The organism is Microvirga sp., from assembly GCF_014699075.1.
GTDB lineage: Bacteria > Pseudomonadota > Alphaproteobacteria > Rhizobiales > Beijerinckiaceae > Microvirga.
This window is the reverse complement of sequence record NZ_JACXAB010000008.1, coordinates 110,276-129,833: the sequence shown is the minus strand read 5'-3', so window position 1 is coordinate 129,833 and position 19,558 is coordinate 110,276. Positions and strand designations below refer to the sequence as shown.

Genomic DNA, 19,558 nt, shown 5'->3' with positions numbered 1-19,558 from the left:
CAATGATCCTCTGGATCAGTCTTCTTTCAGGGGCTCGTCGCGACGGGCTTATCCTGCCGTTCACGCCAAGTTTGGTAGAGCGCCAAGCGCTTGGCGAGCGCCGCGCTCGGGGGCGGGGCGCTGATCGAGCCAGCGCCCGCTCCCTGGATTTCGCGCCAGAAATGGCAGGCTACGCGCCGTCCATCAGGCGCAGCCTCAAGGGCGGGGTGCTGCTCCTTGCACACGGGCCGCGCATGGGGGCAGCGGGTATGAAAGCGGCATCCCGATGGCGGTGCTGCCGGGCTCGGAACATCGCCCTGGAGCAGGACCTTCGGCTGCCTGTTCGACGGGCTCGGAACTGGGATCGCGGACAACAACGCCTGTGTGTAGGGGTGCAGCGGGTTGTCGAAGAGTGCGTCCGTCTCCGACAGCTCCATGATCTCGCCGAGATACATGACCGCCACCCGGTCGCTCATGTGCCGGATCACGGCGAGATCATGCGCAACGATGACGAGCGTGAGGCCGAAGCGATCCTTCAGATCCTCCAGCAGATTGATGATCTGCGCCTGGATCGACACGTCGAGGGCTGAAACCGGCTCATCGCCCACGATCAGCTTCGGATCCCCCGCGAGTGCCCGGGCAATCCCAATGCGTTGGCGCTGGCCGCCGGAAAACTCGTGCGGGTAACGATCCGAGTGTGTGGGCAGTAGGCCGACCGTGCGCATGAGATCCGCAACGCGGTCGCGCTTCGCAGAGCCGCTGGCCAGATTATGAAGCCAGATCGGCTCCGCGATGATGTCACCGACATTCATGCGCGGGTTGAGCGAGGCATAAGGATCCTGGAAGATGATCTGGAGCTCGCGACGTAACCGGCGCAGCTCACTCTTGCTCAACTTCAGGATAGAGCGGCCTTCATAGCGCACATCGCCATCGGTTGGCTCGATCAGCCGGAGGAGGAGACGGCCGAGGGTGGACTTGCCGCAGCCGGACTCGCCGACGATGGCGAACGTCTCACCGCGCCGAATGTCGAGGGACACGCCATCGACTGCGCGGACGACCGTCGGGGAGGACAGCAAGCCTCCACTGCCGAAATGCTTCTTGAGGTCCACGCCTTCGAGGATGACGTCGCCGGTGGGTGCCATCACGCTCATGCGGCTGCTCCACGCTTTTGTTCGAGAGGTGCATACCAGCACCGGGCAAGGTGGCCGGGCCGGATCTCACCGAGAGGTGGGAGTTCATTGCCGCAACGGGCGTCCGAGAAGGGACAGCGCGGCGTGAAGCGGCAGCCTTTCGGCATCAGCTCCGCAGGAGGCACGGTGCCGCGGATCGTCGCGAGACGCCCTTGGCGGCGCCCGAGTGACGGAACCGAGCCCATAAGGCCGATGGTATAGGGGTGTTGCGGGTCCTCGAAAATGGCCTCGACCGGTCCGCTTTCGACCACATGCCCGGCATACATCACGGCCACCTCGTCGGCGACCTCAGCCACGACGCCGAGATCGTGCGTGATGAGGATCATGGCCGTGCCGGTCTCCTCCTGAAGGCGCTGGATCAGGGCGAGGATCTGCGCCTGGATCGTCACGTCGAGCGCGGTGGTCGGCTCGTCGGCAATCAGGAGTTCCGGATCATTGGCGAGCGCCATCGCAATCATCACGCGCTGGCGCATGCCGCCGGACATCTCGTGCGGATAGGCACGCAAGCGCTTCTCAGGTGCAGGGATGCGCACCTTCCTGAGCATATCGAGGGCTTTCTCCATGGCCTCGGCTTTGGAGACCTTGCGGTGTCTGACGATTCCCTCGGCGATCTGGTCACCGATGGTGAAGGCCGGGTTCAGGGAGGTCATCGGCTCCTGGAAGATCATCGCCATGCGGTCGCCGCGCAGATCCGCTCGTTCACGCTCGGTCAGGGTCAGCAGGTTCTGCCCGTCAAATGTGGCGGAGCCTGCAACGATCCTCGCCGGAGGGGTTGGGAGCAGCCCCATGAGAGCCAGCGATGTCACGCTCTTGCCGCAGCCGGATTCGCCGACGATGCAGAGGGTTTTGCCCTTGCGTACCGAGAAGCTGACGTCATCAACCACGTTCACGCCCTTTGGGGCGCCATCAAAGCGGACGGACAGCCCTTGAACGTTGAGTAGCGGTGGTTCCGAGGCGACAGCGGCATTGCCGATCTGATGAACCTCTGCACCTGATTGTCGGAGGGCCTCACGTCCCATGGCGTATCTCTTTTTTGGTGTTTGCTGTCACGGGTGTTTCCTGAATCTGTCCATCCATGCGATTGGGCAGGGGGCTGGTCATCACCTTGAGAAGGCCTTCGCGCACAAGTTCGAGATGCTCGCGCATGGCGTGCTCGGCGGCATGCGCCTCACGCTGAGCGATGGCAGCAATGACCCGGCGGTGCTGCTCGACATAGATCTGCTGACGATCACCGGAGCGAGCCCGCTCCCGCAGGAGCCTCCACGCGGTGTCCTGGCGGATTCGGTCAACCATGTCGAAGATCGCAAGCAGCAGGGAGTTGCCCGCCGCCTCTGCGATAGTCCGATGGAGAGCGCTGTCCCAGAGTTCCCGGCCGTCCGCATCCGAGGAGGAGGCTGTCTTCTCGGCTAAACGCAGAAGGCGCTCGATGTCGCCGTTCGTGGCACGCATGGCCGCCAGTCGGGCGAGGGCCGGCTCAATCTCCAGGCGCACGTCCATGACTTCAAGTGGATGCGTGCGCTTCGATAATTCCTCAAGGTTGGTGGGAGTATGGGCCGGGCGCGGACCGACGAAGGTTCCTTTGCCCTGATGCCGCCAGATTCTGCCTTCCGCCTCGAGCACCTCAAGGGCCCGCCGCAGGGCACGGCGTCCGATCCCGATCTGGGTCGCCAGCACCCGCTCAGGCGGGAGCCGCTCCTCCCCCTCGAAGGAGCTGTCGTCCAGGAGAGCCCGCAACCGCCCGAGAGCGAAGTTGGAGCTGTCTGCTGAAGGATCCGGGTTGGACATGAAAATCCAGCTCCCTGTGAACCAATCTTGCTGCTGGATCAGCAGCCACGACGTCTTGTTGCGCCCTTTGGGGTCTCAACGAAACAAGGCTATCCCGATACCGAACCAATTTGCAAGTGGTTCGATGATGGTTCGTTAGTCGAAGCTGCTTCATTGATCATCAAAGAACCGGTCGAGCCCAAGGCTACGCTCTGGCAAAGCCTTCGGGCTGTGCCTAAGGTTTCCTCACCGATGCGGGTGCACCCGCCTGGAGCAGCTCCTGGAGACCGTCCCGATACATCGGGTACCGGAGCTTTACGCCAAGTTCTGACTTGATCCGCGTGTTGCGAACGCGCTTGTTATCTTCGTAGAAGGCGCGTGCCATGGGCGTCTGATCGGCTTCTTCGAAGGCGATCTCGGGTGGAGGCTCCCTGCCAAGAAGCTCTGCCGCATAGGCAATCACATCCTGAGGCGGACCGGGCTCATCGTCCGCCACGTTGTAGATGGCGTTCCGGCTCGGCTTCTCGATGGAGGCCATGAGAACCTGAGCGATATCCTCCGTGTGGATTCGATTGAAGACTTGTCCAGGCTTCACGATGCGCTTGGCGGTGCCATCCGCAACCTTCAGCAGGGCGTTCCGACCGGGGCCGTAAATGCCGGCGAGCCGGAAGATATGCACCGCAAACGGAGCGCTCGCGCCGAGTTCGAGCCATTGCCGTTCGGCCTCAATTCTCTGGCGTGCGCGGGCTGATGCCGGATTGGGTGGCGTCCCCTCGTCGACCCACCCGCCGCCGGCGTCGCCATAGACACCGACTGTGGAGAGATAGCCGACCCAGCGCAGGCGAGGGGCTGAGCCAATCGCATCGGAACACTGCTCCAGGACCGGATCCTGCCCTTCTGCCGGCGCTGCGGAGATTAGGAGAGCTTCAGTCTGGTCAAGATGCTGGAGAATGGCGGGATCGAAATCCTTCCCATCGAAGCGGAAGGCTTGAACTCCCTCTGCCTCCAGCGCCTTCGCTTTCTCCACGGAACGGACCGTGCCAGCGATACTCGTGAAACGATGACCGTGAAGGTGAATGAACTGGAGAGCGGTGTAGCCGAGGCCGAAAACGAACAGGTTCATAAGATCGCGGAGCCTTTAAGCAGTTGCGGGCAACTTAGCGGCATAGACGCGGTGCGGCAATGAATGGCGAGTTGAACTCCCATCCTTCAGAGTTGCTGTCGTTTCGGTTGATCATGCTCCGGACTCCCGCCATAAACCTGTGCACAAGCAAGCTTGATAGCGTGAGGTCCGCAGCTTGGTTCTTAAATTGCGGGCCCTGGAGGTGAGCGATGGTCCTGACAAACCAAGACATGGTCGAGCTGGTTGCCTTTCGGCGCAAGCTGCACCGCATGCCGGAGCTCTCCAGACAGGAGGAGCAGACCGCCCGTGAGGTTCAGGCCTTTATCAAGGCGACTCATCCCGACTGGACCCTGACGGACCTCGGAGGCCATGGCATTGCGGCGGTCTACGAAGGCCGGGAGCCGGGGCCGACCGTGATGGTGCGCGCCGAACTCGATGGGCTGCCGATCCAGGAGATCTCCGATGCGCCTCATCGCTCCGCTACGCCCGGCAAAGCTCATCTGTGCGGACATGACGGCCACATGGCGATTCTCGCAGCACTGGCGCGGGAGCTGAGTCGCCAGCAGCCGCAGCGTGGTCGTGCCATCCTGATGTTCCAGCCGGCGGAAGAGGATGGTTCCGGTGCGGCAGCCGTCGTGGCCGATCCGCGGTTCCGCCAGATTGCCCCGGACTTCGCCTTTGCCCTGCACAACGTGCCGGGCTTGCCCTTTGGCCACGTGGCACTCACGGAGGGTCCCGTCAACTGCGCCTCGCGCGGCTTACGCATCGTGCTCACCGGCAAGACCGCTCACGCCTCCATGCCCGAGACCGGACTCTCACCCGTGAACGTGGTTGCCCAGCTGATGCCCCAGCTCACGGCTCTTGGTAAAGGTGGGCCACTGGAGGAAGGCTTCTCGATGGTGACGGTGACCCATGCTAGGATCGGCGAGCCGGCCTTCGGCGTGGCGCCGGCCCATGGGGAGATCTGGGTCACTCTCCGGACCCTGACCGATGCAGGAATGGAGGAACTCTGCGCAAGCGCCGAGCAGCTGGTGCTGAGCGCTGCCCGTGAACAGGGGCTGAGCGTGGAAGTGTCCTATGACGACATCTTCCACCATTGCGAGAATGCCCCGGAGGCGGTTGCGCATCTACGTGAGGCGCTCGAAGCCGAGGGGGTGCCCTATGACCGGGGCGGTCTGCCGATCCGCGCCTCGGAAGATTTCGGCCGCTTCGGTCAGAAGGCGCCTGCGGCCATGTTCTTCCTCGGCGCCGGCGAGAAGCACCCCAGCCTGCACAATCCGGATTACGACTTCCCCGATGACCTGATTCCCATCGGTGCCCGCGTGTTCATGCGGACGCTGCGTAATCTGCTCGGATAGGGCTTCCCTCAATCCTCAGAGCGGCAGGTTGCGCAGAGCTGAGATGGCTGTCATCACGCCGCGCAGCTCGGCGAGGCCGCGCAAGCGGCCGATCGCCGGATAGCCCGGATGGGTCGGCTTGCCCACATCGTCCAGTAGTTCATGACCATGGTCGGGACGCATGGGGATGCGCCAATGCGCGTCTCCGGCATCCTTGCGGCGCTTCTGCTCCTCCAGCAGCACCGTCACCAGAGCCACCATGTCCGTATCACCGCCGAGGTGATCCGCTTCCATGAAGGAGCCATCCTGTTCCTTGGCCACGTTGCGCAGATGGGCAAACCAGATGCGGTCCGCGAAACGCTTGGCGATGGCCGGAACATCGTTGACGGGATTGGCTCCAAGGGAGCCGCTGCAGAGGGTAAGGCCGTTTGCAGGCGAGTCGACTGCGTCAAGGATGAACCCGATGTCGTCCGCGTTGGACACGATGCGGGGAAGCCCCATGAGGGGGCGCGGCGGATCGTCGGGATGGATGCACATGCGGATGCCGACTTCTTCCGCTGTCGGGATCACCTCACGCAGGAAGCGGGCAAGGTTTTCGCGCAGGCCCGCAGCATCGATGTGCCGATAGCGGTCGAGCATGGCGCGCAGGCCAGGGATGTCGTAGCGGTCATAGGCGCCCGGCAGCCCGGCCATGATATTCGACAGAAGCTGGCGCCGGTCCGCCTCAGACGAGCGGTCGTACCACTCCTTTGCCTTCTTAGTCACGTCAGGCAAATGATCCGCTTCCGCACCGGGGCGCTGCAGCATGAAGCAGTCGAAGGCAGCGAATTCGTGCGCATTGAAGCGCAGGGCCGTGCCGCCGCCGGGAAGAGGGTAGGCGAGTTCGGTGCGAGTCCAGTCCACCACAGGCATGAAGTTGTAGCAGATCGTGGTGATGCCGCATTGGGCCAGATTGCGCAGCGACTGCCGGTAGTTGTCGAACAGGGGCGTCAGGTCGCCTTCGCCGATCTTGATGTTCTCATGGATCGGCAGGCTCTCGACCACGCTCCAGCGCAGGCCGAGCGAAGGATCGGCAGCGATGAGCGCCTTGCGCTTCTCGATCTCCTCGATGCTCCAGACGACGCCGTACGGAATGTGGTGCAGGGCCGTCACGATCCCGGTCGCGCCGGTCTGGCAGACATGGGACAGCTTGATGACGTCTTCAGGGCCAAACCAGCGCCAAGCTTGTTCCATGGGATTGCCTCTTCAGATTTGAGCCGATTGTGTCTTTGCCGATCTCACGCGCTGAGCGCCTGTGCCACAGCATCGTGTTCCGGTTCGAACAGGTCAGGATACTGCGCGGCAAGTTCGGGCAGTGTGCGAAGGATTTCGCTCAGGTGCTGATGCATCGCCTTCTCCGCTGCGCCCGGATTGGATGATTTGATGGCGTCAACGATCAGCGCGTGCTGGGCCACGATGGTATGGCGCGGCGTGGCCTGCTTCACGTCGAGATACCGTACCCGGTCCATCTGAGGCTTCACATCTTCGATCATGCGCCAGGCTGCCGGCCTGCCGGCGGCTTCCGCCAGGAGGCGATGAAACTCTTCGTCGAGGGCCATGAAATCCTCCGACGATGTGGCGCGCTGGGCTCGGCGCTGCCGGGTCAGGCTGGCATTCAATTCGGCGAGGAGTACGGGTGTGGCCTTGAGGGCGGCCTCGCGTACGACGGCACATTCAACAGCCTGGCGGATGAAGCGGGCATCTTCCACCGCAGCCCTTGAGATCTTGACCACCTGGGTGCCGCGCTGGGGCAGAACCCGCACCAGCCCTGCCTCACTGAGCTTGATCAGGGCCTCCCGCACGGGTGAGCGACTGACGCCGAATCGTTGTGCGAGATCCTGTTCCGACAGCATCTCCCCGGGAGCGATCCGCATGCTGACAATGGCCTGACGCAAGGCGCGCGTGACCTGTCGGGCCATGGGTTCACGGCTGACATCGAGCTTTGCGAGGGCGCTTCTCTCATTCATAAGTGGCACACTACCATACTAGTAGACCATTGCAAACGGTTCTGGATCGTCTTATGGTCATCAGCAATGAGGCGCTTGAAAGTCACCACAAATGACTTGCCAGACGCGCTAAGGGAGAACGCTATGCTGATCCATCCGGACCGGCTTTTTCCGGTAGAGCCCGCTGCCCGCGAGGTGGCGCGCAGGCTTTATGCGGAGATCAGGGATCTGCCCATCATCTCCCCACACGGGCATACGGATCCGCGCTGGTATGCGGAGAACGAGCCGTTTCCCGATCCTGCAGCGCTGTTCGTCATCCCCGACCATTACATCTTCCGCATGCTCTACAGCCAGGGCGTGCGCCTCGAAGATCTCGGCATTCCGGTGAAGGATGGGAGTGCCGTTGAGCGCGATCCGCGTACGATCTGGCGCCGCTTCGCTGCCCATTATCATCTCTTTCGCGGCACGCCGACGCGTGCGTGGCTCGACCACACTTTCGCGACGCTGTTCGGCTTTACGGAGCGCCTTACATCTGCGAACGCAGATGCTTATTATGACCGGATCAATGAGGCCCTGCGCACGCCGGAGTTTCGGCCGCGAGCGCTCTTCGAGCGTTTTCGGATCGAGGCGATCGCCACGACGGAAAGCCCTCTCGATCCTTTGAAGCATCATGAGACCCTTCGGCAATCAGGCTGGGAGGGCAGGGTGATCACCGCCTATCGGCCCGATCCGGTTGTGGACCCCGAGTTCGAGGGTTTCCGGCAGAACCTTGCCCGCTTCGGCGAGATCACAGGATGCGACACGTCCACGTGGAGCGGCTATCTGGAGGCGCATCGCAGGCGCCGTGCCTTCTTCCGGGAGTACGGCGCGACCTCCACCGATCATGGGCACCCGACGGCCCGGACGGCCAATCTTTCGCAAGCGGACGCGGAGGCACTGTTCCGCCGCATCTCGACCGAGAGCGCGAGCCCTGAGGATGCGGAGCTGTTCCGTGCGCAGATGCTGACCGAAATGGCGGCCATGAGCGTGGAAGACGGGATGGTCCTGCAAATCCATCCCGGCTCCTTCCGCAATCACAACGAGGCTCTGTTCCGTCGCTTCGGCCGCGACATGGGCGCCGATATTCCCTCGCAGACTGATTACGTTCGCGCGCTCAAGCCGCTTCTCGGCCGCTTCGGAAACGAGCCGAACCTGACAATCATCGTCTTCACTCTGGACGAGACGAGCTATTCCCGCGAGTTGGCGCCCCTCGCCGGTCATTACCCGGCCTTGAAGCTGGGGCCTGCCTGGTGGTTCTTCGATGCGCCCGATGGGATGCGCCGCTTCCGCGAGCTCACCACGGAGACCGCAGGCTTCTACAACACGGTCGGCTTCAACGACGACACGCGCGCCTATCTCTCCATTCCGGCCCGGCACGACGTCGCCCGCCGAGTCGACTGCGCCTATCTCGCCAATCTCGTGGTGACGCACCGCCTCGACGAGGAGGAGGCGCACGAGGTGGCCTACGATCTCGCCTATCGCCTCGCGAAAGAGGCCTACAAGCTGTGACACGGGACATGGAGAACAGAGCCATGTCGCACAGAACGGGAGGAAGAACATGACGAACCTGATCAACAGGCGGACCTTCGTCGGCGGTGTCGCCGGCGCCGCGGGCGTTGCCGCTTTCGGCGGTTCGGGCTTTGCCCAGGCCACTCTGCCGACGAGCCCGGTCACGCTCAGCATCATCGATGTCGCTGGCAATCTCGCGCTGACGCAGAAAGCCATCGAGAACTACCGCAAGGCGAAGCCGAATCTCGTCTCGCGCATCTCCTTCACCAAGGCGACCGCTCCTGAACTGGCCGGCAAGATCAAGGCGCAGCAGGATGCAGGCCGTGTCGACATCGATCTCGTGCTCACCGGCACCGATGCGCTCTCCGCCGGCATCGAGCAGAAGCTCTGGGTCGATCTGATCGGAAGTCATTCCAACGCATTGCCGAAGCTCGACGACATCTATCTGCCGGCCGCGGCGAAGATGCAGGGGCTGGCCAAAGGGCAGGGCGTGGTTGTGACCTATTATCCGTCCGGTCCGCTGCTCGAGTACATGCCCGACAAGGTCAAGACCGTTCCGACCACGGCCGAGGAATTGCTCGCCTACACAAAGGCCAATCCGGGTCGTTTCCTCTATGCGCGCCCTGCCAATTCCGGTCCGGGCCGCACCTTCATCATGGGCCTTCCCTATATCCTGGGCGACAGCAACCCGCAGGATCCCGCCAAGGGCTGGGACAAGACCTGGGCTTACCTGAAGGAGTTGGGTCAGAACATCGAGTACTATCCCTCCGGCACCGGCGCCGTGATGAAGGAGCTGGGCGAAGGCTCCCGCGACATGACCGTGTCGACCACCGGATGGGACATCAACCCGCGCGTCCTCGGCGTTGTGCCGAAGGAAGCCAAGGTGGCGGCGCTCAAGGGCTTCCACTGGGTGGCGGATGCTCACTACATGTGCGTGCCCAAGGGACTGTCCAACGATAAGATGGCCGTTCTCATCGACCTGATGAACCATCTGCTCACCAAGGAGCAGCAGGCCTATACCTACGATGAGGGCTACTTCTACCCAGGCCCGGCCGTGAAGGGCGTGACCCTCGACATGGCGCCGCCTGAGAGCCAGGCCGCCATCAAGGAATTCGGCCGTCCCGAATACGAGAAGTGGATCGCCGAGAACCCGATCGAATTGCCGCTTCAGCCCGAGCAGATGGTCGTTGCCTTCCGCATGTGGGACGAGCAGGTCGCCGGCGGCAAGCGCAAGTAAATCGAACCCAAGGACCCGCGATGACCATAGCCCTTTCCCAATTCGACGAAGTCCGGCTCGATCGTGTGAGTCGCGATTTCGGGGCGCTCAATGCCTTGCGCGACGTCTCCCTCACCATCCGTCGGGGCGAGTTCATCGCCCTGCTCGGGCCTTCGGGCTGCGGGAAGTCGACAACATTGAACTGCATCGCGGGTCTTCTTCCTGTGACAGGTGGAGCGATCTGGCTCGACAGGAACCGGGTCGACACCTTGCGTCCCGAGGAGCGCGGGTTCGGCATGGTGTTCCAGAACTACGCGCTCTTCCCCCATCTCAACGTCCGCCAGAACATCGGCTTCGGCCTCAAGATGCGCGGGCGGCCGAAGGCCGAAATCGACCGCAAGGTCAACGAGGCCCTGGATCTTGTCCGGCTCCGAGGGCAGGAGAACAAGCTGCCGGGTCAGCTCTCCGGCGGTCAGCAGCAGCGCGTGGCGATCGCCCGCGCCATCGTCATCGAGCCGCCCCTGGTGCTGATGGACGAGCCGCTCTCCAACCTCGATGCCAAGCTGCGCCTCGAGATGCGCGCGGAGATCCGGCGCATTCACAACGAGCTTGGGGCAACAACCATCTACGTGACGCACGATCAGGACGAGGCCCTGTCGCTCGCCGACCGGATCGTCGTGCTGCGCGACGGCGTGGTGCGTCAGGTCGGCGCGCCGAAGGAGCTCTATGAGGCGCCAGCCCACTTTGACGTGGCTGACTTCATGGGGTTCCGCAACAAGCTCAAAGGAAAAGTCGTCGCCATCGAGGGTGACCGTACCGTCCTCGACGTGGAGGGTGCCCGGATCAGCGGCGTGGCCCGTGAGCGGGTGTCCGTCGGCTCGACGGCCTATGCCGCAATCCGGTCGGATGATCTTGAGGTCGGCGAGGCTGGGCCGAACGCCATTGCCGCAACCGTCGACACCATCGAATACCGCGGCCGTGAATTCGTCGGCACCGCCCATTCGGCCGGCGGGCTCGATTTCGTGTTCCGCTCTCATGTCCCGGTGGAGCTGGGATCAAGGATCCACCTGCGGACGGAGGACGAGCGCATTCTCGTCTTCGCGGAGCCTGTCCAAGGGAGGCAGTAATGGACGCCGTTGCCCACGCGCCTGCCGTCGAACACGGACCGAGCCTGCGCCAGCGGCTGGCAGCCCGTGGTTTCGACGCGGTGACTCTCCTCGTCATTCCCGCTGCCATCTTCAGCCTGCTGCTGTTCGTCTATCCCTTCGCCTTCGGCTTCGTTCTTTCCTTCGAGCCCAAGGCCGGCGGCGACTGGCTTGCCAATTACAGGCGCTTTTTCTCGGATCCGTTTCTCTACGAGACGATCGCCAAGACGCTTTGGCTTGCGATTCCCGTCACCCTGGTCAACCTGCTGCTCGCGATTCCCATCGCCTTCCGCGTCCGTCTCATGCGCAATCAGCGCCTTCTGACGACGCTCCTCGTTCTGCCGATCACCCTCGGAACGGTGCTGGTGGCGGAAGGCCTGTTGAACTACCTCGGCCCTCAGGGCTGGTTCAACCGCACCTTGATGACCTTCGGCCTGATCTCCCAGCCGCTGAAGCTCGTTCACAACTACTGGGGTGTTTTCGCCTCGCTCGTGATCACGGGTTTCCCGTTCACCTTCCTGCTCACCCTGTCCTATGTGACCGGCATCGATCCGGCCCTGGAGCAGGCGGCCGCGACTCTCGGCGCAAGCGCTTGGCAGCGGTTCCGCCATGTCTATCTGCCGCTCCTGATGCCGGGGCTTGCCATCACCTTCTGCCTCTCCTTCGTGCAGGCCTTCTCGGTGTTCCCCTCCGCGGTGCTGCTCGGTGAGCCGGCAGGGCCGACCCGAGTCATCTCGATTGCGGCCGCACAGGCGGCTTTCGAGGAATACGACTATTCCATGGGCTCTGCGATTGCGATGATCATGGGCTTCGTCCAGCTCGGCATCGTCGTTGCGGTGCTTGCCTCGCGCGGGCTGTTCTACCGCGGTCCTGCCTCTGGGGCGAAAGGGTAAACCGATGATCCGCGATACCACCATCGGAGCCAAGCTCTGGGCCGCGGCCGTGTGGGCCACGGTCGGCTTCTTTATCCTCAACCTCCTTGCCATGATCGGCACGGTGGTGACGAGCTCGTTCGCCACCCGCTGGCTCGGCACATGGCTGCCCGCCGGCTGGACCACGCGCTGGTACACCTCCGCCTGGAGCGAGTTTCAGCTTTGGGATGTCCTGATCGTCACCTTTCAGGTGATCGGGGCGGTAGTCTTCATCTCCGGCGCGTTGGGAGTCACTGCCGCCTATGCTCTGGCCCGTCGCGACTTCCCGGGCAAGCGGCTTCTCGTGCTGCTCTTCCTGTTGCCGCTTCTCATTCCGCCGATGACCTTCGGCATTCCGCTCGCGACCGTGCTCTATCAGACCGGCCTTGCGGGGACGTTTTGGGGCGTCGTTGCGGCCAATCTCGTACCGACCGTGCCCTTCGTCATCCTCGTCATGATCCCGTTCATCGAGCAGATCGATCCCAAAGTGGAGGCCGCGGCTCGCGTCTTCGGAGCCAATACCTTCAAGCTCTTCATCTATGTGCTTCTGCCGCTGCTCCTGCCGGGCATTCTGGCGGCGCTGCTGCTGGTTCTGGTGCGCACCATCGCCATGTTCGAGCTGACCTTCCTCGTGGCAGGCCCGACCAGCCAGACCCTTGTGGTGGCCCTCTACTATGCCGTGTTCGCAGCCGGCGTGCGGGCGGTGCAGTCCATCGATGCCATGGCTGTGATCTATATGGTCACCACCCTGATATGGCTCATCATCGCGCTACGCTTCGTCAACCCGACGCAGATCGTCACCCGTGCAAAGCAGCAGCCGGCGCATTGAGGATCCAATGTCAGATCGCCTGAACGACGACGCCCTGGCGGACCTGCCTGGGAGGGTTCAACGTCCTGCCTATGATCGAAGGAATGTCAGGACAGGCATCGTCCACCTGGGCGTGGGCGCGTTCCACCGGGCGCACCAGGCCGTCTACACGGACGATGTCATGGCAGCGGATCCGCGATGGGGCATCGTGGCCGCGAGCCTGCGAAGCCCGGACACCTTCGATGCGCTGCAGCCTCAGGACGGGCTATATACTCTGTCCGTACGCTCGCAAGAGGGCGAAGCGCTCCGGGTCATTGGCTCAATCAGCCGCGTCATCGTTGCTCCTCGGGAGATCGAGGATCTTCTCGAAGTCATGGCCGATCCTCAGACGCGGATCGTGACCCTGACCGTCACCGAGAAGGGCTATTGCCACGATCCGGCAACCGGTGCCTTGAACGAGGCCCATCCCGACATTGTGCATGATCTCGCTTATTCGATGAACCCGAAATCCGCCCCGGGCTTCATCGTCGAGGCTCTGCGCCGACGCCGCATGAACGGCGTGCCGCCCTTCACCGTTTTGACCTGCGACAACCTTCCCTCCAATGGCCGCACCGTGAAGCGCGTTCTCACCCGATTTGCCGAGCTGGTCGATCCGGAACTCGGTCGCTTCGTTGTCGACGAGGTCTCCTGCCCCTCGACCATGGTCGACCGGATCGTGCCGGCCACGAGCGATCAGGATCGTGAACGGATTGCCGGAGTCCTCGGCGTCGCGGATGCGTGGCCCGTCGTCACCGAGCCTTTCACGCAGTGGGTGATCGAGGATCGATTCCCGCAAGGTCGTCCGGCCTGGGAAGCCGCAGGGGCCGAGTTCGTGAGCGATGTCGAGCCCTACGAGCACATGAAGCTCAGGCTGCTCAACGGGAGCCACTCGACGCTCGCCTATCTCGGCTATCTCGCCGGCTACGAGACCGTTGCCGATACAATGGCCGACGAGGCCTTCGTCCGGCTGATCCGAGGCCTCATGGACGAAGAGGTCACCCCGACGCTCCACATGCCGCCGGGTGCCGATCTCGAATCCTACAAGAGCGCTCTCATCGAGCGGTTCAAGAACCCTGCTCTGAAGCACCGCACCTGGCAGATCGCCATGGATGGATCGCAGAAGCTCCCTCAGCGCCTTCTCGGTACGATCCGCGACCGCCTGAGCAGCGGCGCGCCGATCGGGCGGCTGTCGCTCGGGGTTGCGGCCTGGATGCGCTATGTGACCGGCACCGATGAGAAGGGCGCGGCAATCGACGTTCGCGATCCTATGGCGGCGCGGTTGCGGGAGGTGGCGGATGGGGCAGGGCCGTCAGCCGAGAAACTCGCCCGAGGCCTGTTCGCCATCCGCGAGATCTTCGGAGATGATCTGCCAGGTGACCTCCGCTTCACAGGCGAGGTCAAGGCCTACCTGACACGGCTTTACGAGCTTGGAGCGAGACGCACAGTCTCCGAGTTCAAAATCGGTTGAACTCGGTAAGCCCTAACCGACAGCAGCTTCTCGTTCACGCTTCTTCTGGCACGAGCGGCACCGGCAACCATGCGGCTTGATGAATGTCTCGAAATAATTCTTTCCGTAATTGTAGGTGATCTCGTCGCCGGCCTTGATGCGCTTGATCGCCTTGATGCGGATCTTGCCGCGCGAGATCGTTGCCTGGGCGTTCGGACGGCATGAATGATTGATATAGCGCGCGGTGTTCCAGCGCGGTGCGCCGTCGATGGTCCAGCGGCTGTTGAGCTCGAACAGGTAGCGCGTATTTCGGCGTCTCTGGACCTCTTCGCTCGTAATCCGCGGACCCACATATTCGATGATGAAGCTTCCCTTTGCGATGACATCCGTCGCGAAGAGCCCGAGGCCTGTTTCCGAGCGCCCGATGCGAAAGGGGCCTTCCGGCCGTTTGGTACTCATAGTCAGCAAGAGCTCCGCGCTATCCGAGAGAGGTTGTCGGTTCCAGAAACATCGATTGATCAAATGGGTCGCCGGATGATGTTCGCCAGATCCAAAGCCGCGTTTCTGCGTTCTGTCTCTTGGTGCCTTGCCGGAACTGGATACCCATGTTCGTCACCGGCATACCAAGATGTGCGCGAGTCGTCTCGAAAAGGATCCGTATGACCATCAATGCCCTTCCTGTGCTGTCGGAGCAGAGCCCCGGCATTGCGGTCAGCCGCCGCTCTCCGCTCGCTGTTTTGCCTGCCCTGGTTCGGGATCCGCTTCAGGCGCTGCCGCCGGAGGTCTATCGGGAACCGCTCGTCTATTCACGGGTAGCCAGCCGAGAGAGAGTTTTCCTTCTCGACCCGGCGCTCATTCAAGAGGCCCTGGTTCGAAACGCCGATTCCTTGTCGAAGGGAGAGGATGTGCGGCGGGCTCTCGGCCCGGCTCTCGGCCAAGGCCTTTTGACGGCGGACGGTGCGCATTGGCGCTGGCAGCGGCAGTCCGTGGCGCCGGCCTTCCGGCATGAGAAGCTCGTCGGGTTGCTTCCCGCCATGATCTCGGCGGCGGAGCGGACCCGTGACCGTTGGCTTGCCGGCGGCTCTAACGCGACAATCAGGATTGGCCACGAGATGATGCGAACGACCTTCGACATCATCGTGGAGATGATGATGTCCGGTCCCGGTGGGATCGACGTGGTTCGGGTGGAGCGGGGTATCACGGACTACCTGAAGCCGACCGGCTGGATCTTCGCGCTGAGCATCCTCAATGCTCCCGACTGGGTTCCGTACCCGGGGCGCAGTCGGGCGAGGGCCGCGACAGGCTATCTTCGCTCCGCCATCACCGGCATGATCGCCGAGCGCCGTCGCCGCAGTGGGGAGGCGCGTGAGGATCTGGTCGCGTTGCTCCTTGCGGCAGCCGACCCTGAGACCGGCCGCACGATGACCGATGAGGAGATCGCCGACAATCTCCTGACCTTCATCACGGCTGGACATGAGACCACGGCCCTTGGGCTTGCCTGGACCTTTCTCCTTCTGGCGCATCATCCGGAGCACGAGGCGAGGGTGCTCTCGGAAATCGATGCAATCACCGGCAAGGGTCCCGTCCGCCCGGAACATATTTCCGAGCTGTCCTATACACGGCAGGTGTTCTCGGAGGCCATGAGGCTTTATCCGCCGGCTCCCATCATCACCAGAACGGCAACACGCGCCTTTCCGCTCGGCAGGTTCATGGTTCCGGAGGGTGCCGTCATCGTCGTTCCCATTCATGCCGTGCACCACCATGCCGCACTCTGGGAGCTGCCCGAGCGGTTCGACCCGGAGCGCTTCTCGCCGGAGCAGGCGAAGGGGCGGCATCGTTACGCCTACATGCCTTTCGGCGCAGGCCCGCGGATCTGCATCGGCAGCGCCTTCGCCCAGATGGAGGCGCTCGCCATTCTAGCCGTGATGCTGAAGGCCTCTCGCCTGCGTCCAAGAGCAGACTTCATGCCGGCACCGATCATGAAGGTGACGCTGAGGCCGAGGGCGGATGCCGAAATGCTGGTTGAATTACGTTCCTGAATGTACGGCCGTTCAGGATTGCACGCCCGAAAGGCGTGCGCTTTCAGAATGTCGGCTCTCCAAAGCTTGGTGCCCATCCCGCGCCACTGGAGTTCAGACAGCTGCCCTCATCTCCGGAACTGCGAGAGCAGTTTGCAGAGTATCGGCGAAGTTCTGGTAGGAAAACGGCTTCGACAAGGTCGGGCAGTCGCGGAAACGTTCCGGGAGAGAGCGGAAATCGTAGCCTGTCGAGAAAATGAAAGGAATTTTGCGGAAGCGCAGAACGTCCGCGACAGGGAAGACGACCGATCCATCCACGTTGATGTCGAGGAGGCCGATGTCGATTTCAGCCTGCAGAGCCAGGGTGAGGGCGTGATCCAGACGAGCCGCAGGTCCCACGACCTGGCACCCGAAATCCAGAACCATATCCTCGATGAGCATCGAGATCATGGCCTCGTCCTCGACGATCAGGACACGCTTTCTGCGATCTTCAAGCATAGCCCCTCCTGGCCAGATTCCACCTGATGCAGCACCTTATGGCGTCGTTATACGAATCAGTTGCAATCACTCTAATCTTTGCGTCGGTTCCATTCTCTATCTTATGTTATTAAGACTTCTGAAAGGTATCGTAACCCTGCTGACAAGCTAAAGTAAATACCTTGTGTTCATGCCCCTTCCGGGGGCGATTTCTGCGCGAACAACCGATGTAAGCCCTACTTCTAATGAGTTCTGGAGCGGATGATCTGCCCCTGCGGCTCTCCCGGTCAGGGCGGCCCGTGGAGCTCGCAACGCTGCGAATTAAGGCTGGAAGACCAGAGGCTATCCAAAGTACCAGCCAGGCCGGGAAGATCCTTATGCAGAATATGAGCTCTACAATCGAGTGGTCTGGTTATCTCGGCTGTCCCTCAATCCTCAAGCTGAGCCGATGAATGGCTACTTTGCTGCTGCTCGCCTCCTAACAGGCATCGAGTATGCTGTTTTCGCCATTTCACGGCTGGGCTGAATATCGGTCCTAAGAGCTTGAAGGCAGAAAGAAATTCTGGACATGAAACCCGAGAATTCGCCAGAACCACCATTTTGAGACCTTGCGTGAAACGTTTAGGTATGAGTAGTTATCTTCTTGCCCTCAATGGTTGGGGGCTGTACGCCTATGGGCGTTTAGGAAACATGAGACTTTAGAAGGCAGTCCTGATGGGCCGGGGAAATGATCACCGTGATCGCCGACGTCAATTTGGCGGTCAACCCGAAGATCACTGGGGCGAATTCGCTCCGCCAACATCTTTTGAACGGCCCATGCGGCAGCAGACATCCTACGGCTCCTCAGCCGCAGGACCCGAGACTGAAGCGCGGGTGAAATGGTTTAATCCCGAGAAGGGCTTCGGCTTTGTCGAGATGACCGATGGCTCGGGCGAGGCCTTCCTGCACGTCCGGCAGGTCGAGGCTGCGGGCCACTCCGCTCTCGAATCCGGCACGACCCTGGTCATCAAGGTCGGCACGGGCCAGAAGGGTCCGCAGGTCCAGGAAATCGTCAGCGTGGACACCAGCACGGCCGAGCCGGAGCCACCGCGCGGTGCGCGTCCGGCCCGTCCGCCGCGTGCAGGTGGCCCAGGTGGCCAGTCCGGCGGGTTCTCCCGCCCGAGCGGTGGCCCCAGCGCCCGTCCCGTGAGCGGTCCGCCGGAGGTGCCGGCCACCGTGAAGTGGTTCGACTCCGTGAAGGGCTATGGCTTCGTGTCCGTCGAGGGAGAGAGCAAGGACCTGTTCCTGCACATCTCCGTCGTGGAGCGGGCCGGTCTCGGCCAGCTCGACCAGGGCCAGGCGGTTCGTGTCGCCATCGTCGAGGGCCGCAAGGGTCCCGAAGTCGGCGCCATCGAACTCGCCTAAGAGGCACTGCCTCCTTCACATTGGTGAAAAGATCCGGGTCCACTGCGTCAGCAGTGGACCTCTTCGAATGCACGCACCCACATCTCGCAGACCCCGGACCGCACGATATCGTTCAGGGTGAACTCGACGATCGGCACCGGCAGCATCTGCGACTTGATGAGGTGGATGACCGTGCGGAGACCCGATGTCTCGCGCAGGTCGCACTGGCTCACATCCCCGTTAATCACCACTTTGCAATCCTCCCCGATGCGGGTGAGGAATGTCTTCATCTCGGCCGGCGTCGCATTCTGCGCCTCGTCGAGAAGGATGAAGGCATCACGCCATGAGCGGCCGCGCATCACCTCGAACGGCACCATCTCGATGTCGCCGTTCTTGATCGCGATATCGAAAGCCGCTGTGCCGATGCGTTCCTTGATGGCCTCGATCACAGGAGCGGCCCATGGGCCGAATTTCTCTTCGAGACTTCCCGGGAAGAAGCCGAGGGAGCGACCGGCGGGAACATTGGGGCGCGTAAGAATGATCTTGCGAATGCGCCGCTGGCGAAACAGGTCCGCCGCGTATGTTGCTGCGATCCAGGTCTTTCCGGTGCCTGCCGGTCCGAGAACGACGATCTGGGAACTGTTCTTCAGAGCATCGAGATAATCGTCCTGTGTGGCATTGAGCGGTTTGATGGGCGGAAGGCTGCGCTCTCCCTGAAACTTGGATCCCGTGAGGTCGAAGACCTGCGCTGTTTCATGGGAGCGGCGGGTCTTGCGTCTCTGCTTCTCATGATGCTTGCTCAATGACCAACTCCGGGGTTGAAACTGCGCACACCAATCATCCAGGCACCGCGCAGAGGCGTCTGGGGAAAAAAACTTGCGAGCGAAGTGGGAATACGAGAGCGCGTCGTTGCGGGCGGTGAATGTCCGCGATCCAGAATGAGAGGATCAGCCTGCCTGCCCATCAAAGCCTATCTTTATCTGCCAGTGGCAAACTATCTTTGATTCTGATGACAGTTTACCGCTGCTACGCCTACCTGCGAGTCAAATGTTGAGTCGGGCTGCTTGGTTCCAAGGCATAACTCCTCTGCGACCCTAGGGGAGAAATAGCTGTGGACGGCTGTCGGAATGCCCCGCAACGGATCGAGCGGCTATCCCTCGCCAATCACGGGCTGCCGATGTTACGAAG

General features: G+C 62.3%; 18 protein-coding genes. 9 read left to right on the top strand and 9 right to left on the bottom strand.

Annotated elements, in window-relative coordinates; all coding sequences use genetic code 11:
• Positions 1–26: 26 nt before the first annotated feature.
• The 4 genes from IC232_RS14840 to IC232_RS14825 form a co-directional block, all read right to left on the bottom strand.
• Positions 27–1,130: an ABC transporter ATP-binding protein gene (locus IC232_RS14840; RefSeq protein ID WP_190845753.1), complete on the bottom strand. Its 1,104-nt coding sequence runs from the start codon at positions 1,128–1,130 to the stop codon at positions 27–29.
• Positions 1,127–2,188 carry an ABC transporter ATP-binding protein gene (locus IC232_RS14835; RefSeq protein ID WP_246812217.1) on the bottom strand — a complete coding sequence of 354 codons (1,062 nt, stop codon included), beginning with the start codon at positions 2,186–2,188 and terminating at the stop codon, positions 1,127–1,129. The genes IC232_RS14840 and IC232_RS14835 overlap by 4 nt, the downstream gene beginning before the upstream one ends.
• Positions 2,178–2,954 (bottom strand): FadR/GntR family transcriptional regulator, encoded by a 777-nt coding sequence (locus tag IC232_RS14830; RefSeq protein WP_190845752.1) that lies wholly within the window; start codon positions 2,952–2,954, stop codon positions 2,178–2,180. The genes IC232_RS14835 and IC232_RS14830 overlap by 11 nt, the downstream gene beginning before the upstream one ends.
• Positions 2,955–3,168: 214 nt before the next feature.
• A complete protein-coding gene (locus tag IC232_RS14825; protein ID WP_190845751.1) occupies positions 3,169–4,056 on the bottom strand; it encodes an SDR family oxidoreductase in 888 nt (295 codons plus the stop codon).
• Positions 4,057–4,265: 209 nt separating this feature from the next.
• Between IC232_RS14825 and IC232_RS14820 the strand changes: the two genes are divergently transcribed.
• Entirely contained in the window at positions 4,266–5,414 is a 1,149-nt protein-coding gene (locus tag IC232_RS14820) for an amidohydrolase (protein WP_190845750.1), read from the top strand.
• Between the two features lie 15 nt (positions 5,415–5,429).
• Here the strand turns inward: IC232_RS14820 and uxuA are convergent, their stop codons facing one another.
• Both uxuA and IC232_RS14810 read right to left on the bottom strand, forming a co-directional pair.
• Positions 5,430–6,626 (bottom strand): mannonate dehydratase, encoded by a 1,197-nt coding sequence (uxuA, locus tag IC232_RS14815; protein ID WP_190845749.1) that lies wholly within the window; start codon positions 6,624–6,626, stop codon positions 5,430–5,432.
• Positions 6,627–6,670: 44 nt separating this feature from the next.
• Positions 6,671–7,399 (bottom strand): GntR family transcriptional regulator, encoded by a 729-nt coding sequence (locus tag IC232_RS14810; RefSeq protein WP_190845748.1) that lies wholly within the window; start codon positions 7,397–7,399, stop codon positions 6,671–6,673.
• Between the two features lie 123 nt (positions 7,400–7,522).
• On the opposite strand from IC232_RS14810, the gene uxaC reads away from it, so the two are divergent.
• From uxaC to IC232_RS14780, 6 genes are read left to right on the top strand one after another with little or no spacing between them, the layout of a single operon-like run.
• Positions 7,523–8,926, top strand: a complete 1,404-nt coding sequence (gene uxaC, locus IC232_RS14805) for a glucuronate isomerase (RefSeq protein ID WP_190845747.1) — start codon at positions 7,523–7,525, stop codon at positions 8,924–8,926.
• Positions 8,927–8,975: 49 nt separating this feature from the next.
• Positions 8,976–10,163 carry an ABC transporter substrate-binding protein gene (locus tag IC232_RS14800; protein WP_190845746.1) on the top strand — a complete coding sequence of 396 codons (1,188 nt, stop codon included), beginning with the start codon at positions 8,976–8,978 and terminating at the stop codon, positions 10,161–10,163.
• Between the two features lie 20 nt (positions 10,164–10,183).
• The gene (locus tag IC232_RS14795) at positions 10,184–11,269 is read left to right on the top strand and encodes an ABC transporter ATP-binding protein (RefSeq protein ID WP_190845745.1); all 1,086 of its coding nucleotides are present in this window, start codon (positions 10,184–10,186) and stop codon (positions 11,267–11,269) included.
• Positions 11,269–12,180 (top strand): ABC transporter permease, encoded by a 912-nt coding sequence (locus IC232_RS14790; RefSeq protein WP_190845744.1) that lies wholly within the window; start codon positions 11,269–11,271, stop codon positions 12,178–12,180. The genes IC232_RS14795 and IC232_RS14790 overlap by 1 nt, the downstream gene beginning before the upstream one ends.
• A gap of 4 nt (positions 12,181–12,184) precedes the next feature.
• Positions 12,185–13,027, top strand: coding sequence for an ABC transporter permease (locus IC232_RS14785; RefSeq protein ID WP_190845743.1), 843 nt, complete (start codon positions 12,185–12,187; stop codon positions 13,025–13,027).
• A 7-nt stretch (positions 13,028–13,034) separates the two neighbouring features.
• Positions 13,035–14,513: a mannitol dehydrogenase family protein gene (locus IC232_RS14780; RefSeq protein ID WP_190845742.1), complete on the top strand. Its 1,479-nt coding sequence runs from the start codon at positions 13,035–13,037 to the stop codon at positions 14,511–14,513.
• A gap of 12 nt (positions 14,514–14,525) precedes the next feature.
• Here IC232_RS14780 and IC232_RS14775 read toward each other — a convergent pair whose 3' ends face one another.
• The gene (locus IC232_RS14775) at positions 14,526–14,951 is read right to left on the bottom strand and encodes an SET domain-containing protein (RefSeq protein WP_190845741.1); all 426 of its coding nucleotides are present in this window, start codon (positions 14,949–14,951) and stop codon (positions 14,526–14,528) included.
• Positions 14,952–15,151: 200 nt separating this feature from the next.
• Here IC232_RS14775 and IC232_RS14770 point away from each other — a divergent pair, with 200 nt between their 5' ends.
• The gene (locus tag IC232_RS14770; RefSeq protein WP_190845740.1) at positions 15,152–16,531 is read left to right on the top strand and encodes a cytochrome P450; all 1,380 of its coding nucleotides are present in this window, start codon (positions 15,152–15,154) and stop codon (positions 16,529–16,531) included.
• Between the two features lie 93 nt (positions 16,532–16,624).
• Here the strand turns inward: IC232_RS14770 and IC232_RS14765 are convergent, their stop codons facing one another.
• Positions 16,625–17,008 carry a response regulator gene (locus IC232_RS14765; RefSeq protein ID WP_190845739.1) on the bottom strand — a complete coding sequence of 128 codons (384 nt, stop codon included), beginning with the start codon at positions 17,006–17,008 and terminating at the stop codon, positions 16,625–16,627.
• A 795-nt stretch (positions 17,009–17,803) separates the two neighbouring features.
• Here IC232_RS14765 and IC232_RS14760 point away from each other — a divergent pair.
• Positions 17,804–18,391, top strand: a complete 588-nt coding sequence (locus IC232_RS14760; protein ID WP_190845738.1) for a cold-shock protein — start codon at positions 17,804–17,806, stop codon at positions 18,389–18,391.
• Positions 18,392–18,438: 47 nt separating this feature from the next.
• Here IC232_RS14760 and IC232_RS14755 read toward each other — a convergent pair whose 3' ends face one another.
• Positions 18,439–19,173: a PhoH family protein gene (locus IC232_RS14755; RefSeq protein ID WP_210335367.1), complete on the bottom strand. Its 735-nt coding sequence runs from the start codon at positions 19,171–19,173 to the stop codon at positions 18,439–18,441.
• Positions 19,174–19,558: the final 385 nt, after the last annotated feature.

What these genes read in the sequence shown, in the direction of transcription:
- IC232_RS14840 (WP_190845753.1), bottom strand. Translation starts at nt 1,130, where the DNA reads ATGAGCGTGATGGCACCCACCGGCGACGTCATCCTCGAAGGCGTGGAC.
- IC232_RS14835 (WP_246812217.1), bottom strand. Translation starts at nt 2,188, where the DNA reads ATGGGACGTGAGGCCCTCCGACAATCAGGTGCAGAGGTTCATCAGATC.
- IC232_RS14830 (WP_190845752.1), bottom strand. Translation starts at nt 2,954, where the DNA reads ATGTCCAACCCGGATCCTTCAGCAGACAGCTCCAACTTCGCTCTCGGG.
- IC232_RS14825 (WP_190845751.1), bottom strand. Translation starts at nt 4,056, where the DNA reads ATGAACCTGTTCGTTTTCGGCCTCGGCTACACCGCTCTCCAGTTCATT.
- IC232_RS14820 (WP_190845750.1), top strand. Translation starts at nt 4,266, where the DNA reads ATGGTCCTGACAAACCAAGACATGGTCGAGCTGGTTGCCTTTCGGCGC.
- uxuA (WP_190845749.1), bottom strand. Translation starts at nt 6,626, where the DNA reads ATGGAACAAGCTTGGCGCTGGTTTGGCCCTGAAGACGTCATCAAGCTG.
- IC232_RS14810 (WP_190845748.1), bottom strand. Translation starts at nt 7,399, where the DNA reads ATGAATGAGAGAAGCGCCCTCGCAAAGCTCGATGTCAGCCGTGAACCC.
- uxaC (WP_190845747.1), top strand. Translation starts at nt 7,523, where the DNA reads ATGCTGATCCATCCGGACCGGCTTTTTCCGGTAGAGCCCGCTGCCCGC.
- IC232_RS14800 (WP_190845746.1), top strand. Translation starts at nt 8,976, where the DNA reads ATGACGAACCTGATCAACAGGCGGACCTTCGTCGGCGGTGTCGCCGGC.
- IC232_RS14795 (WP_190845745.1), top strand. Translation starts at nt 10,184, where the DNA reads ATGACCATAGCCCTTTCCCAATTCGACGAAGTCCGGCTCGATCGTGTG.
- IC232_RS14790 (WP_190845744.1), top strand. Translation starts at nt 11,269, where the DNA reads ATGGACGCCGTTGCCCACGCGCCTGCCGTCGAACACGGACCGAGCCTG.
- IC232_RS14785 (WP_190845743.1), top strand. Translation starts at nt 12,185, where the DNA reads ATGATCCGCGATACCACCATCGGAGCCAAGCTCTGGGCCGCGGCCGTG.
- IC232_RS14780 (WP_190845742.1), top strand. Translation starts at nt 13,035, where the DNA reads ATGTCAGATCGCCTGAACGACGACGCCCTGGCGGACCTGCCTGGGAGG.
- IC232_RS14775 (WP_190845741.1), bottom strand. Translation starts at nt 14,951, where the DNA reads ATGAGTACCAAACGGCCGGAAGGCCCCTTTCGCATCGGGCGCTCGGAA.
- IC232_RS14770 (WP_190845740.1), top strand. Translation starts at nt 15,152, where the DNA reads ATGACCATCAATGCCCTTCCTGTGCTGTCGGAGCAGAGCCCCGGCATT.
- IC232_RS14765 (WP_190845739.1), bottom strand. Translation starts at nt 17,008, where the DNA reads ATGCTTGAAGATCGCAGAAAGCGTGTCCTGATCGTCGAGGACGAGGCC.
- IC232_RS14760 (WP_190845738.1), top strand. Translation starts at nt 17,804, where the DNA reads ATGCGGCAGCAGACATCCTACGGCTCCTCAGCCGCAGGACCCGAGACT.